This is a genomic window from Klebsiella sp. CB_Kp196 (assembly GCF_040061575.1).
GTDB classification, from domain to species: domain Bacteria; phylum Pseudomonadota; class Gammaproteobacteria; order Enterobacterales; family Enterobacteriaceae; genus Klebsiella; species Klebsiella michiganensis.
Genome location: NZ_JBEAFH010000035.1, coordinates 96,783 through 111,659, shown reverse-complemented (window position 1 = coordinate 111,659; position 14,877 = coordinate 96,783). Strand labels below are relative to the sequence as shown.

Annotated in this window: 14 protein-coding genes; 2 read left to right on the top strand and 12 right to left on the bottom strand. The window is 56.7% G+C overall.

The features are described 5' to 3' along the window. Positions 1–3 precede the first annotated feature (3 nt). The 11 genes from gph to ABLU87_RS09520 form a co-directional block, all read right to left on the bottom strand. Positions 4–753: a phosphoglycolate phosphatase gene (gph, locus tag ABLU87_RS09570; RefSeq protein ID WP_025107839.1), complete on the bottom strand. Its 750-nt coding sequence runs from the start codon at positions 751–753 to the stop codon at positions 4–6. Beyond that, complete coding sequence (gene rpe / locus ABLU87_RS09565) at positions 746–1,423, bottom strand: ribulose-phosphate 3-epimerase (RefSeq protein ID WP_122117139.1); 678 nt, start codon at positions 1,421–1,423, stop codon at positions 746–748. Before rpe ends, gph begins: the two co-directional genes overlap by 8 nt. A gap of 17 nt (positions 1,424–1,440) precedes the next feature. Next, on the bottom strand, positions 1,441–2,268 hold the full coding sequence (gene dam / locus ABLU87_RS09560) for an adenine-specific DNA-methyltransferase (protein ID WP_025107840.1): 828 nt from the start codon (positions 2,266–2,268) through the stop codon (positions 1,441–1,443). A gap of 78 nt (positions 2,269–2,346) precedes the next feature. Further along, positions 2,347–3,654, bottom strand: a complete 1,308-nt coding sequence (damX, locus tag ABLU87_RS09555; protein WP_064406490.1) for a cell division protein DamX — start codon at positions 3,652–3,654, stop codon at positions 2,347–2,349. 84 nt (positions 3,655–3,738) lie between these two features. Beyond that, positions 3,739–4,833, bottom strand: a complete 1,095-nt coding sequence (gene aroB / locus ABLU87_RS09550; protein WP_004854923.1) for a 3-dehydroquinate synthase — start codon at positions 4,831–4,833, stop codon at positions 3,739–3,741. Positions 4,834–4,887: 54 nt separating this feature from the next. Then, on the bottom strand, positions 4,888–5,409 hold the full coding sequence (gene aroK / locus ABLU87_RS09545) for a shikimate kinase AroK (RefSeq protein ID WP_004106441.1): 522 nt from the start codon (positions 5,407–5,409) through the stop codon (positions 4,888–4,890). A gap of 270 nt (positions 5,410–5,679) precedes the next feature. After that, a complete protein-coding gene (hofQ, locus tag ABLU87_RS09540) occupies positions 5,680–6,921 on the bottom strand; it encodes a DNA uptake porin HofQ (protein ID WP_032719989.1) in 1,242 nt (413 codons plus the stop codon). Then, the gene (locus tag ABLU87_RS09535) at positions 6,830–7,237 is read right to left on the bottom strand and encodes a HofP DNA utilization family protein (RefSeq protein WP_014839685.1); all 408 of its coding nucleotides are present in this window, start codon (positions 7,235–7,237) and stop codon (positions 6,830–6,832) included. Before ABLU87_RS09535 ends, hofQ begins: the two co-directional genes overlap by 92 nt. Next, positions 7,227–7,667: a hypothetical protein gene (locus ABLU87_RS09530; protein WP_025107843.1), complete on the bottom strand. Its 441-nt coding sequence runs from the start codon at positions 7,665–7,667 to the stop codon at positions 7,227–7,229. Before ABLU87_RS09530 ends, ABLU87_RS09535 begins: the two co-directional genes overlap by 11 nt. After that, the gene (locus tag ABLU87_RS09525) at positions 7,651–8,190 is read right to left on the bottom strand and encodes a PilN domain-containing protein (RefSeq protein ID WP_122116813.1); all 540 of its coding nucleotides are present in this window, start codon (positions 8,188–8,190) and stop codon (positions 7,651–7,653) included. The genes ABLU87_RS09530 and ABLU87_RS09525 overlap by 17 nt, the downstream gene beginning before the upstream one ends. Further along, complete coding sequence (locus ABLU87_RS09520) at positions 8,187–8,978, bottom strand: pilus assembly protein (RefSeq protein WP_109241033.1); 792 nt, start codon at positions 8,976–8,978, stop codon at positions 8,187–8,189. Before ABLU87_RS09520 ends, ABLU87_RS09525 begins: the two co-directional genes overlap by 4 nt. A gap of 117 nt (positions 8,979–9,095) precedes the next feature. Between ABLU87_RS09520 and mrcA the strand changes: the two genes are divergently transcribed. After that, the gene (gene mrcA, locus ABLU87_RS09515; RefSeq protein ID WP_009654857.1) at positions 9,096–11,654 is read left to right on the top strand and encodes a peptidoglycan glycosyltransferase/peptidoglycan DD-transpeptidase MrcA; all 2,559 of its coding nucleotides are present in this window, start codon (positions 9,096–9,098) and stop codon (positions 11,652–11,654) included. 145 nt (positions 11,655–11,799) lie between these two features. Here the strand turns inward: mrcA and nudE are convergent, their stop codons facing one another. Continuing rightward, positions 11,800–12,360 carry an ADP compounds hydrolase NudE gene (gene nudE, locus ABLU87_RS09510; RefSeq protein WP_004854946.1) on the bottom strand — a complete coding sequence of 187 codons (561 nt, stop codon included), beginning with the start codon at positions 12,358–12,360 and terminating at the stop codon, positions 11,800–11,802. A gap of 327 nt (positions 12,361–12,687) precedes the next feature. Here nudE and ABLU87_RS09505 point away from each other — a divergent pair, with 327 nt between their 5' ends. Then, positions 12,688–14,817 carry an intracellular growth attenuator family protein gene (locus tag ABLU87_RS09505; RefSeq protein ID WP_122116814.1) on the top strand — a complete coding sequence of 710 codons (2,130 nt, stop codon included), beginning with the start codon at positions 12,688–12,690 and terminating at the stop codon, positions 14,815–14,817. Positions 14,818–14,877 lie beyond the last annotated feature (60 nt).

Here is a 14,877-nt window from a genome sequence, read left to right as displayed (position 1 = left end):
TTTTTATTCCTGAGTTTCACTGTACGGTAGCCCGAAAGCGGGCAAGAGTTCATTAAATTGGTCAAAGATATAATCCGGCTCGCTCAGCGAAATCGGCTCGCCGTAGTTGTAGCCGTAGGTCAGGCCGATCGAGCTGCAGCCCGCGGCCTTCGCGGCCTGAATATCGTTGCGCGAGTCGCCAACGAACAGCAGATCCGCGGGTGCCAGCCCCAGTTTCTCCGCGACCAGAAGCAGCGGTTCCGGGTGCGGTTTTTTGTTTTTTACATCATCGCCGCCGATAACAACGGTAAAATATTTCGCGATATCCAGCGACGCCAGAATCGGCGCGACAAACGGCGTCGGTTTATTGGTTACCAGCGCCAGCGGCAGACCCTTTGCGTGCAGCGCGCCCAGCGTATCGGCAACGGCGGGAAACAAAAAGCTCCCCTCTTCCGCCACTTCGCCATAGTAGCGGTCGAACAGCTTGCGCAAAATGGCCTGCTGTTCAGCCTGCGGGATATCGTCATGATCGACGGAAGGTTTACCCTGCGCCGCTCTCAGCGCCGCGCGCTCCTGACGGGCCCAGGTCAGAGCCCGCTGGATCAGAACGTCAGCGCCGTTGCCAATCCAGGTCACGACGCGCTCTTCGCCCGCCATCGGCAGTTCCAGCGCATACAGGGCGTTATCAACGGCAGCAGTCAATCCCGGCGCGCTGTCTACCAGCGTCCCGTCGAGATCGAACGCCACGCCGCGAATATTTTGTAACTTATCCATGGCTAACCTTTGCTAATTCGCTACGCATTTGATCGACCACTTTTTTGTAGTCAGGCTGATCGAAAATGGCCGATCCGGCAACAAACATATCCGCACCGGCTGCGGCAATCTCAGCGATATTGCTGACTTTTACGCCGCCGTCGACTTCCAGACGGATGTCGTAGCCGGATTCACCAATGCGACGACGAACTTCACGCAGTTTTTCCAGGGTGTGCGGAATAAAAGACTGACCGCCAAAGCCTGGGTTGACGGACATCAGCAGGATGACATCCAGCTTATCCATCACGTAGTCGAGGTAGCTCAGGGAAGTGGCCGGGTTAAACACCAGACCGGCTTTACAGCCGTGCTCTTTGATAAGCTGCAGCGTGCGGTCAACGTGTTCAGAAGCTTCCGGATGGAAAGTAATGATGCTGGCGCCCGCGGCGGCAAAATCAGGAACGATGCGGTCAACGGGCTTGACCATCAAATGCACATCAATCGGCGCGGTGATACCGTAATTTCGCAGTGATTTAAGCACCATCGGACCAATGGTCAGATTCGGCACGTAGTGGTTGTCCATCACGTCAAAGTGCACAACATCCGCACCCGCAGCCAACGCATTGGCGGTATCCTCGCCCAGACGGGCAAAATCAGCCGACAGAATCGAAGGGGCAATCAAATACTGCTTCATCCGCATCTCCTTGAAATTTATTTGGTCTTGGGCGGACGGTACAGAGCCAGAAGCTCGTCCACCTTCTTACGTGTACCACCGTTGCTGCTGATGCTGCGTCGAACCTTCACAATATGCGTCTCAGCGGCGTTTTTGTACCACTCCTCAGTGAGCGGCGTGCGATGGTTTGAAATCAGCACTGGAATGCGCTTTTTCATCAGCGATTCCGCCTTTTTAGCCAGCAGCTCCTGCTGCTCCTGGCTAAAGCTATTCGTATGATAAGCCGTAAAATTCGCCGTTGATGACAGCGGCGCATAGGGCGGATCGCAGTAAACAACGGAGCGGTTATCTGCCCGCTTCATGCACTCTTCATAAGATTCACAATGAAACTCTGCATGCTGCGCCTTCTCCGCGAAATGATACAGCTCAGCTTCGGGAAAATAGGGCTTCTTATAGCGACCAAACGGCACGTTAAACTCACCGCGCAGATTGTAGCGACACAGGCCATTGTAGCCATGACGATTCAGATACAGGAACAGCACCGCGCGACGCAGCGGTTCCTGACTCTGGTTGAACTCATCACGGAACCGATAATACTGCTCTGCGACGTTGTTCTCTGGCGTAAACATCTCACGCGCCGCCGTAACATAGTCATCGGTACGCAGCTTGACGATGTTATACAGACTAATCAAATCACTATTGATATCAGCGAGGATATAACGAGAAAAGTCGGTATTCAGAAATACCGACCCGGCGCCCACAAAAGGCTCAATCAAGCAGTCGCCCTGCGGCAAATGCTTCTTAATATCGTCAAGCAGGGGGTATTTACCCCCTGCCCATTTCAGAAAAGCGCGATTCTTTTTCATGCTGCCTAACTAATTACACATTCTCCGGCTGTGGAGAAAGCTCCGACAGCATCCTGCGCTTCAGACTACACTGCGGCATTATTTCAGGTCAGACTGAACCTGATGCAGCGGTTTTGCCCACGGATTTTTTGCCTGTACATCTGCTGGCAGCGTAGCAACAGCACGTTTCGCTTCATCTTTCGAAGCGTAGATGCCGCTCACCAGGACATACCAGGGCTGACCGTTACGCGTAGTCTCATAGACAACATATTTTTCCAGCTTCTCTTTCTTAGCCCAACTGTTGAGGTTGTTGTAGTTAGAAGAGCTGCTGAGCTGCAGCGTGTAGTGACCGGACGGCGCAGATTTCATCGAACTGACGTCACCCGCACTTTTACCCGCAGCGGCCGTAGCAGCCGGAGCGGCAGCGGCAGCGGCAGTTGCTGCTGGCGCAGTGGTCGCGGTCGCAGCAGGCGCGGTAGTCGCGGCTGGTTTGGCCTGGGCAGTTGCGGCAGGCTTAGTCGGCTGCGCGGCTGCCGGCGTCGTGGTCGCGACGTTTTCGACACGCTTAGGCTGGACCGCTGCCGGCTTCGGCTGGGTCGGCGCTTTCGCCGTGGCCTGCGGTTTCGGTTCGATAACCGTATGCTTACGCTCCGCCGGGCGCGGTGTCGCCGCCGTCTGACGCTCTGTCGTCGCCTGGCGCGGGGCCGCGGTGCCATTGCGCACTGGCGCAACGGTGGCTGGTTCAGTTGGCAGAGTAGAATTCGCGACCGCGCTATCAATCTGACCCTGCTGCTGGGTCAGCGCATTGTTCAGATCGCCCTGAACCTCAACGCGCTGCTGGCCTTGGGGTTCAGCCGTCGCCTGACCTTGAGTCGGGTTAGACGCGATAGGCGGCAGAGAAACATCCTGCGGCTGCGCGTTGTTTGCCGCTGATGAATCCTGAGCAGCAGGCTGGGTATTATTATTGTCCTGCTCGCCGGACAGGTTGATGCTCTTCTCGCCGGAAGCCGTTTGCTCGCTGGATGAGGATGGTGATTTCAGCGCGGAACCCACGCCAACGATCAGCAGCAGCAGAACGAGGATCCCCACGCCCATCATGATGTACTGACGGGAAGCCGGTTTCGCAGGCGCCTTCTTACGCTTACGAGGACGACGCTCAACCTGACGCTCTTCGTCATCGTCTTCGTCAGACTCTACTTCTTCTTCGTATTCTTCATACTGTTCTTCATCGCGCTCACGGCGTGCTTTGCTGCCGCGCGTCGGGCGACCATCGTCAGCATCATCAAGTTCGACATCATCAAAATTGATTTGCGGATCGGCATCACGCTCTGAAGACTGACGAGAACGACCAGTACGACGATCGCTGCGATCGGCTTTCATATCGTCTTCTGGTTTTAATTCATCCATTTAACACCCCACTAAAAGGCTTATGCTCACGACTATTGCACGTCACCCGAAATGATAACGCCGCGCGAACGCGGCCAGACCTTCTTATTGTTGCGCCTGCTGAGTATCAGCAATCGCGCCAAGAACAACATCATGCGGGACTCCGCCGCGTATCTCGCTCTTCCCTATCGCGAGGGGTAGCACCAGCCGCATCTCGCCCGCCAGCACCTTTTTATCACGCATCATATGGGGCAAATACGCCTCTGCTGCCATCTCCTGCGGGCCACTTACCGGCAAGCCAGCACGCTGCAGCAGATGAATAATGCGCTGCGTATCCTGCGGATTAAACCGCCCCAGACGTTCGGATGCACGCGCCGCCATCACCATACCGGCAGCGACCGCTTCACCATGTAACCAGTTACCGTAGCCCATCTCAGCTTCGATAGCATGACCAAAAGTATGGCCAAGATTGAGTAAAGCACGTAACCCGGTTTCGCGCTCGTCGGCGGCGACAACTTCAGCTTTCAGCTCACAGCAGCGACGGATACAGTACGCCATCGCTTTTTCATCCAGCGCCAGCAATGCATCAATATTATTTTCCAGCCAGTCGAAGAATTCGCCGTCAAGAATAACGCCGTACTTGATCACTTCAGCCAGGCCGGAAGAGAGCTCACGCTTCGGCAGCGTTTTGAGACAGTTAAGATCGACAACAACAGAAACCGGCTGCCAGAAGGCGCCAATCATGTTTTTGCCGAGAGGATGGTTGACGGCCGTTTTGCCGCCGACCGAAGAATCCACCTGCGACAGCAGAGTGGTAGGAACCTGAATAAAGCGCACGCCACGCTGGTAGCTGGCCGCTGCAAATCCCGTTAAATCACCAATCACCCCACCGCCGAGCGCCACTAACGTCGTGTCGCGGCCGTGTGGTTTTTGCAATAGCGCGGTAAAAACGGTATCCATCACCGCCAGGCTTTTAAACTGCTCGCCGTCGGGAAGAATCACGCTATCGACTTTTACGCCCGCTTGCTCAAGTACGGAGCGTACGGTATCCAGATAAAGCGGCGCCAGCGTTTCATTGGTGACCAGCATGACCTGGTCGCCTGATTTCAGTGGCAGGAAGGAAGCTGGATCGTTAAACAAACCAGCCGCGATGGTAATCGGGTAACTACGTTCCCCGAGGGTTACAGTAAGCCTCTCCATAACGCGACGTCCACCTCAGTTGCTTTTACTCTGACGCACTTTATTAAGCCAGAATCAGTTGCTTTCCAGCATATGAATAATCTGGTTTGCTACCACTTTCGCGCTTTGATCGTCAGTGCGGATAGTGACATCTGCAATCTCTTCGTACAGCGGATTGCGTTCATCCGCCAGCGCTTCCAGTACTTCGCGAGGCGGAGCATCAACCTGCAGCAAAGGACGCTTTTTATCGCGCTGCGTACGGGCAAGCTGCTTTTCGATAGTTGTTTCCAGGTAGACCACCACGCCGCGGGCGGAGAGACGGTTACGCGTTTCACGGGATTTTACAGAGCCACCGCCGGTTGCCAGCACGATTCCCTGTTTTTCCGTCAACTCATTGATGATTTTTTCTTCACGGTCGCGGAAGCCGTCTTCGCCTTCTACATCAAAGACCCAACCCACATCTGCGCCAGTGCGTTTCTCAATTTCTTGATCGGAATCGTAAAATTCCATGTTGAGCTGTTGGGCTAACTGGCGCCCAATAGTGCTTTTGCCGGCACCCATAGGCCCAACCAGAAAGATATTGCGTTTCTCTGCCATTTTTTCGGTACTACTAAGACTATTCGTTAATGGTAAACCCGCTTCGCAGACACCCAGCGCAGCAGGACATGAACTGAAACCTCATATGCAATTAGAGCGAGAGTCAGACTAAAAATTATCTCAATACTCCGGCTGGTTTGGCAACAGAATAAATCACCGGACAAGAAAGGGAGGATTGATGTCGTACCCGACTCTCAAATCGGTACCCCTTGTATGCTAAATCCGTCCTCACGTCAAACACCTGAAACGTGTTTAGCATGAAAAACCCGCTTAATGCACTGCCAGAATACGTGGAGTGATGAAGACAACCAGTTCACGTCGTTCGTTATCCTTACCGTCACGGCGAAATAACTGACCAAGCCAGGGGATGTCGCTAAGGAGAGGAATACCATCGCGAGACGTTTTATTTTTCTGCGCAAAGATCCCGCCTAACGCCAGGGTCTCGCCGCTTTTCATTTCAACCTGCGTTTCTATTTCTTGTTTATCGATAGCCAGCGCTTCACCATTTTCCTGTTTGAGCACCTGGCCCGGCGTATTTTCGCTAATCCTGAGTTTTAAACGCACGCGATCGTGATGCAGCACCGTCGGCGTCACCTCCATCCCCAGCACCGCCTCTTTAAACTCAACGGAGGTCGCCCCGCTTTCGCCGCTGGAGACCTGATAAGGTATCTCGCTGCCCTGCTTAATGCTGGCGGGCTGCATATGGGAAGCCAACAGCCGAGGGCTGGCGATAATGTCCACCTGCTGCTTCTGCTCAAGCGCGGAAAGTTCCAGCTCCAGAAGCCGCCCGCTGATGCGGCCGATGTTAAACCCGGCCCTCGTGCTGGCATCCCCTACCGCCAGGTTGCTGCTCAAGGTGGTTAATTTACCGGAGCCCGGCGGGCTGCTGGCGTCGGCCAGGCTCCACTTAACGCCTAGTTCGCGCAGGCTGGTTTCGCTCATTGAGACGATGTGCGCCGCCAGCTCAACCTGGCCGACGGGCACATCCATTTCCCGTGCCCACGCTTTTAACGCCGGGAGGTGCCGGGCATCATCACGAATCAACAGGCGGTTGGTTCGCTTATCGACCATCATATGCCCGCGAGCGCTGAGCAGTTTTTCACCCGCCTTCGCCAAATCTTCTGCATCCGCATAATGCAAGGTCACGCTATGCCCCTGCAAAGGAAGATTCTGCAGACGCTTTGCTTTTTCCGCTTCCAGCTGCAGTTGCTGCGCCTTTTGCCACGCCTGAGTGTGCACGTACAGGACCGAACCTTGCTGAGTCAGGGCCAGACCGGCGCTGTCGATAACCGAGCGCAGCGCCTGTAACCAGGGCACCTCCTTCAGATGAAGAGATACCGTACCGCTGACGTCAGGAGCCACCACGAGATTTTTTTGCTTCAGCTCCGCCAGCGTTTGCAGTACCTGAGACACCGGCGCATCATCGACGACCAGCGACACGGGAAGATCCTTTTTGGCCGCGACGACCATCAGCGGCAGGAGCAGAAACAGCAGGCTTGTCCATCGCATTATTCTTTATTCCCTTTCGCAGCCAGACCCACTGTGCGGGTTCACACCCAGGACCGGTTGATATTGTCATTTTCTCTGGCGTCAGGCGCGTCACCCGCCAGCCCGTGGGCAAAATCGCCTCCGCCCTCACGCGACGCCATTTCCCGGCGCTATCCTGCACGATACCCATAAGCGCCAGCGAATCGCCGATAGCACCGCCGTAGCGCCACTGGCTAAGCTGCGCCGTCCGGCAGCGGTCCACCGGGGGCTGAAACGGATCGCGCTCTTCAGCCAGCAGCGGGAGCGGGAACAGCAGCCAACACCACCATTTAAGGCGCATCTTCCGCCTCCAGATGCAGGGTCAACCGTAACGCCTGCTTTTCCGGCTGCAGGGAGAAAGCCGTAGCGCGCATCCCGCAGCGAGCCAGCCAGGAAAAGAGCGCGGGCACCGCTTGCCAGTCAACAGCCAGCTGCATCTCGCCTGCGGAGCCCCCTGGCCGCCAGGCGATAAGCGTCGCCCCGGCAATCGGAAGATCAATAGGCGTAAAAACCTGGGTCGCGTCTTCCTCCATGCCGGCGGTCTGTAAAGCGCTACGCAGCGGCAGCAGTTTTCGCCACTGCGCCTGTACCTGCGGCGAGCGCCCCGCCGACGTTTCTGCCTGGAGAGGCAGCAGTAGCCAGAACCCGATTACGGCGATGAGGACCAGAGCGACGGATATCATGAACAGATATTTGCGCCCCGTCAGCCAACGTTCAACGTCCCACTGCATTGTCGTCCTCTTCGGCCATGGAAAAGTGAAATAACCAGCGCCCTTCGCTGTCGCGGTGCGTTTCTCCCGCCTTTGGCGGACGAAAGCCGGCAACGCTCCCCAGCGCCTTTTCAAGCTCAGCCAGCCCCTTTAGATGCAACGTGAGTCCGCTCAGTACCAGGGTATTCTGTCGGTATTCCAGCAGCGTTAACCAGGCGTGCTCCGGCATACGCGACGCTATCGCCTGTAACGTTGGCTGCCAGGCGGCGGTTCTCTCGCGCCGCAGATAGCGCAGGCGCCGTTGTTCCTGCTGCTGCAGGCGCTGGCGCATGGCGCGTTCACGCTGCTGTAATGCGCTATAAAGCAGGTCGTCAGCGCTTATCCTCGCCGTTTCAAGCGAGTGGCTGGCCCGTTTGTTGAGCCGTGAGGCGAGGATCGCCGCAAGCAGAATAAGCAGCAAACCCACAATCAGCAGTCCTGCCATCCGCAGACGTTGCCGTCGACGCGTTTCGCGCCAGGGAAGGAAGTTAACGATGTGGCTCATGACTGACCCGCTCCCAGCGCCAGGCCGAGGGCAACGGTAAAGCTATCGCCACGGGCCGGGAGCGGGGGCTGCAGGCGATGAATGGCGCTCCATGCGTCAAAATTCTGCCCGTCGAGCGAGGCAGAGGTGCAAAGGCGAAACTCTCCGGCGTTCACCCGGGAAACCAGGCCGGGAAAAGAGGGTACGTCGCTGCATGGACAGCATCCCCAGCTATCGGCGGTCGCCCAAAGCCAGCTCGTTTCGTCACGCCACGCCAGCCCCTGAACCTCGACGGGCAGCCAGGGGAAAAAGGCGCCAAGCGCGCTGGCGTCCGGCACAATTCCGACCACCTTCAGCTTAAGGCGGCTTGCCAGCTGGCCGAGGACGTTAATATCCAGGCGCTGCGCGGCGGTGACCCGCCAGCCATCGGCCGCTCTGGCGTCCACATAATCGACGCAGAGCGATGACGCGGGCATTTCCAGCTGCTGCGCCATCGCGCTGGCGATCCAGGTCGCCTGCTCGCTTTCTCGTAATGAAATCTGCGGGCGCGGAAGCTGCTTTTGCAGCGTTCGCGCCGCCGGGAAGGCAATACACGCCTGATGCTGCAAAGGCAGCTCCCGCCGCCAGGGCTGCAGCTGGCGGGCCAGCGACTCAACGTCCACCACGATGCCCTGCCGCACGGTGCCGGGCATCAGCGGGATACTCCACCAGCGACGTAGCGCCCAGCGTGAACGCTCGAGTAATAACGCGACGATAGCAATATGGTCCTGCTGAATATGCATTCCTATGCGCCAGTTTCTAAAAGCCATGCCTACGATCTCCTTATCCGCCGATATGCTTCGCTATATCAATGCTCCAGGCTTGCCTTTATACTACTGCGCGTTTGTTTATAAACTGCCCAATGAAAACTAAATGAGAAATCTCCGGTGAAGTTCGTAAAGTATCTTTTTATCCTTGCAGTCTGTTGCGTACTGCTGGGAGCAGGCTCGATTTTTGGTCTCTATAAATATATAGAGCCGCAGCTCCCCGACGTCGCAACCCTGAAGGATGTGCGCCTGCAGATCCCGATGCAGGTCTATAGCGCGGATGGCGAGCTGATTGCGCAATATGGCGAAAAACGCCGTATTCCCGTCACGCTGCAGCAAATGCCGCCTGAGCTGATAAAAGCGTTTATCGCCACCGAAGATAGCCGTTTTTATGAGCATCATGGCGTTGACCCGGTCGGAATTTTCCGCGCGGCCAGCGTCGCGATGTTCTCCGGCCACGCCTCGCAGGGCGCCAGTACGATTACTCAGCAGCTGGCGCGCAACTTCTTCCTGAGCCCTGAGAAGACGCTGATGCGTAAGGTGAAAGAAGCCTTCCTCGCGATCCGCATCGAGCAGTTGCTCAATAAAGATGAAATCCTTGAGCTGTACCTGAACAAAATCTATCTTGGCTACCGCGCCTACGGCGTCGGCGCGGCCGCGCAGGTCTATTTTGGGAAATCCGTCGATCAGCTTACGCTGAGCGAAATGGCGGTCATTGCGGGCCTGCCTAAAGCGCCGTCGACGTTTAACCCGCTCTACTCCATGGATCGCGCAACCGCCCGCCGCAACGTTGTTCTCTCACGGATGCTGAGCGAAGGCTACATCACGCAGTCGCAGTACGATCAGGCGCGTAGCCAGACGATTGACGCCAGCTACCATACGCCGGAAATCGCCTTCTCCTCCCCGTATCTTAGCGAAATGGTGCGTCAGGAAATGGTCAGCCGCTACGGCGAGCAGGCTTATGAAGACGGTTATCGCGTCTACACCACCATTACCCGTAAAAATCAGCAGGCAGCCCAGCAGGCGGTGCGGAATAACGTGCTGGATTACGATATGCGCCACGGCTATCGCGGCCCGGAAAAGGTGCTGTGGAAGGTGGGCGAAACGCCGTGGGATAACCAGAAAATCCTCGATACCCTGAAAAAAACCCCGAGTACCGGACCGCTCTCTCCGGCGGTAGTCACTTCGGCAAGCCCGCAGGAAGCCGTCGCACTCATGAGCAACGGCACCTCGGTGTCGCTGAATATGGAAGGCGTCCGCTGGGCACGTCGGTTTATCTCTGATACCCAACAGGGCGCCACGCCGCGTAAAGTGAACGATGTGGTGCAGGCCGGGCAGCAGGTGTGGGTCCGCCAGGTGGGTAGCAGCTGGTGGCTATCGCAGGTGCCTGATGTCAACTCGGCGCTGGTATCGATCAACCCGCAAAACGGGGCGATCATTGCGCTGGTCGGCGGCTTCGATTTCAACCAGAGCAAGTTCAACCGCGCGACTCAGGCGCTGCGCCAGGTCGGTTCTAACATTAAGCCGTTCCTCTACACAGCGGCAATGGATAAAGGCTTAACGCTGGCGAGCATGCTCAACGATGTGCCGATTTCCCGCTGGGATGCCGGCTCCGGCTCCGACTGGCGGCCAAAAAACTCCCCGCCGCAGTATGCGGGCCCTATCCGCCTGCGTCAGGGGCTGGGTCAATCAAAGAACGTTGTCATGGTTCGCGCGATGCGCGCCATGGGCGTGGACTACGCGGCTGAGTATCTCCAGCGCTTCGGCTTCCCGGCGCAGAACATCGTGCGGACAGAATCGCTGGCGCTGGGCTCCGCGTCTTTCACCCCGCTTCAGGTTGCTCGCGGCTATTCGGTGATGGCTAACGGCGGTTTCCTGGTCAGCCCTTATTTCATCAGCAAAATCGAGAACGATCAGGGCGGCGTCATTTTTGAAGAGCGGCCAAAAATTGCCTGCCCGCAGTGCAATATTCCGGTGATTTATGGCGATACGCCGAAGTCCGATGTGCTCGAGAACAAAGACGTTGAGGACGTAGCGACCTCTCAGGACCCGCAAAACCCCGGCGTTCCTCCGCAGCCGCAGCTGGCGCAGGCGAACCAGTCGCTGGTGGCGCAAAGTGGCGCACCGGAGTATGCGCCGCACGTGATCAACACCCCGCTGGCGTTCCTGATTAAAAGCGCCCTGAACACTAATATCTTCGGCGAACCGGGCTGGATGGGCACCGGCTGGCGAGCGGGACGCGATCTGCAGCGTCACGATATCGGCGGCAAAACCGGGACCACCAACAGTTCAAAAGATGCGTGGTTCTCGGGCTACGGCCCTGGCGTGGTGACGTCGGTATGGATTGGCTTCGATGACCACCGTCGCGACCTTGGCCGCACCACCGCCTCCGGGGCAATCAAAGATCAGATATCGGGCTATGAAGGCGGCGCCAAAAGCGCTCAGCCGGCCTGGGATGACTTTATGAAAAACGTGCTGCAAGGCGTACCGGAAGAACCGCTTACGCCGCCGCCGGGTATTATTACGGTCAACATTGACCGCAGTACCGGTCAGTTGGCCAGCGGCGGTAACAGCCGCGCTGAGTACTTTATTGAGGGCACTCAGCCTACCCAGCAGGCGGTTCATGAAGTCGGCACCACCATTACCGATGGCGGGGGGGAAACCCACGAACTGTTCTGACAAAAAAAGCGCCTGCGGGCGCTTTTTTTTGGCTGACGGAAAACCGGTTGTAGATATCGTGCCACGGCTGGCGCCTTTACCACGACCTACCGCAACGGCTCCGTGGGGCCCGCCGCGGGGCATTTTTCGTTATCCGGGAGTGACGCTACAGCCGCCCCTGAGCCTGCAGCCATTCGCGCAGCAGGAACAGCGCGCTAACGTTACGCGCTTCGTTAAAGTCTTCTTCATCAAGCAGCGTCATCAGCTGCGACAGCGGCCAGCGAACCTGGGGCAGCGGCTCGGGCTCGTCGCCGGGCAGCGATTCCGGATAAAGATCTTCCGCCACCAGAATGTTCATCTTGCTGGAGAAGTAGGAGGGGGCCATGCTCAGCTTTTTCAAAAACGTCAGTTTTTGCGCGCCAAAGCCGACCTCTTCTTTTAGCTCGCGGTTGGCGGCCTCCAGTACGCTTTCACCCGGATCGATCAGGCCTTTTGAGAAGCCCAGCTCATAGGATTCCGTACCGACAGCGTATTCGCGAATCAAGATTATATGGTCATCGACAATCGGCACAATCATCACGGCTTCACGGGTAGAAGGCCGCATCCGTTCATACACTCGGCGCACGCCGTTGCTGAACTCGAGGTCCACGCTTTCAACATTAAAAAGGCGCGAGCGCGCGACTGTTTCAACGTTGAGAATAGTGGGTTTTTGTAATGATTTGCTCATTGTCATCGGTCTATGCTGTGATTACAGCGGCCATTGTGCGATACGCAGCACGGTTTCGGCAATCCTAATCGCTACTAATTTACATAGTTGCAACTTTCCCGTCCCGAGCCCGATTATCACAATGACTAAAAAGTCAATAGGTTGAATAGTATTTGAGAATATACTGATTCCTGGATTTTAACGTTTTTGATAAGGTTGTATGCTGCTGCTTTGCATAAGAGATGTTCCCGCTTTAACAGAGTGCCGATTGCGACGGCTGTTTTACCTCCATTGATGAATGGCAACCGACGATACCAGTAAGAAAAGAATAACTATGATGGGATGGGCATGGGCACCTTTCTGATATTTTTGATAGCTCTGCTAATCTGCGCATTGATTATCGGGTGGTGGTATCGCACGCATGCAAGACGTCGTCGCCTGCCGCTGCTGCAGGCCTTTAGCGATGCCGCGACGCGCAAGCTTTCCGATGAAGAGCGCAGCGCCGTAGAAAAATACCTCGACCGTCTCAGCCGCAACCAGCAGCTGCCGGCATCAGGCGCCAGCAGCGCGCCGGTAAACCTGACCCTGAACGAACAGAGTGGCACCGTTTATAGCGTCACCCGAGCCATCACTCGTTACGGCATCACCACCGACGACCTCAACAAATGGCGCTACTTCCTTGATTCCGTTGAAATTCATCTTCCCCCCTTCTGGGAACAACACATCAATGATGAAAACAGCGTCGAATTAATCTCCACCGATAGCCTGCCGCTGGTGATTGCTCTCAACGGGCAAACTCTCAGCGACTACCCGCACGAGTCCCGAGGGTTGGCGCTTGAAAAATCCTCCGAGCCTCAGGCTTCCATCCGCGGAGAAGAGAGCGAACAAATTGAGCTGCTGAACATCCGCCCGGAAACCCCTGAAGAGTACGCGCTCAGCCGCCCTGACGGTCTGCGCGAAGCCATCCTGGTGGTCACCGCTTTCCTGCTGTTTTATTGCAGCCTGATGACTCCCAACGTTTTTTCCCCCTGGCTACTGGGCGGCGGGTTGCTTCTCCTGCTTGCGGGCATATGGGGTATTTACGCCCCCCCACGTAAAACATCGCTGCGGGAAATTCACTGCCTGCGCGGCATGCCTAAACGCTGGGGGCTGTTTGGTGAAAACGACCAGGAACATATCAATAATATTTCCCTCGGCATTATCGATCTTATCTACCCGCGCCACTGGCAGCCGTGGATCGCGCAGGACCTCGGCCAACAAACGGATATCGACATCTATCTTAGCCGCCACGTTGTCCGCCAGGGGCGCTTCCTGTCGCTGCATGATGAGGTTAAAAACTTCCCGCTTCAGCACTGGCTTCGCAGCGCGATTATCGCCCTGGGCGCGCTGCTGGTCGTCGTGATGCTGTGGGCCAGCGTACCGCTGAATATGCCCTTTAAATTCACCCTTTCATGGCTCAAGGGCGCACAAACTATCGAAGCCACGACGGTTGCCCAGCTGGAGAAGTCAAAGATTCGCATCGGCGACACGCTGCGCCTGAAAGGCACTGGAATGTGCAACATCCACTCGCCGGGCGCCTGGACGGCAAAAGAGAACTCGCCGTTTATGCCGTTCGATTGTTCACAAATCGTCTGGAATGATGCCCCTCCCCTGCCGCTGCCGGAGTCAGATATCGTCAGTAAGGCCACCGCCCTGATGCAGACCGTTCAGCGCCAGCTCCATCCCGAATCCGATGACGATTCGCGCGTCAGCCCGGCGCTGCGCTCCGCCATTCAGAAGTCAGGCATGGTGCTGCTGGATGACTTTGGCGATATCGTCACCAAAACTAACGACCTGTGCTCTGCGAAAGACGATTGCGTTCGTTTGAAGAATGCGCTGGTTAACCTCGGTAATACCCGCAACTGGGAAACCCTGACCAAACGCGCAAACGCGGGTAAGCTGGATGGCGTCAACGTCCTGTTACGCCCGGTAAGCGCGGAGTCGCTGGAGAATCTGGTCACCACCTCCACCGCCCCGTTCATCAGCCGTGAAACCTCGCGCGCGGCGCAGGCGCTGAATAGCCCGGCGCCAGGCGGTTTCCTGATTGCCAGCGATGAAGGCAGCGACCTGGTGAATCAGCCATGGCCAGGCACCGGGTTATACGACTTCCCTGCACACCAGCAGTGGAGCGAACTGCAGCGCCTGGCGGGCATGTTAATGCACACGCCGTTCCAGGCAGAAGGCATCGTCACCAATCTTTATACCGATGCCAACGGGACGCAGCACATCAACCTGCATCGTATTCCCGATCGCACCGGTCTGTGGCGCTATCTCGGCACCACGCTGCTGCTGCTGACCATGCTGGGCTGTACGGCGTATCACGGCCTTCAGGCTTTTCGTCGCTATCAGCGCCATCGCCAGCGTCAGGAAGAGATTCAGAAATACTACGAAAGCTGCCTGAATCCGGATCTCCTTTCCTCGCCGGAACCGCAAGAATAATTCTCTGCGCGACCGGGTATGATACCCTGTCGCGCAATTTCCCCCTCGCTGGAGACTCAC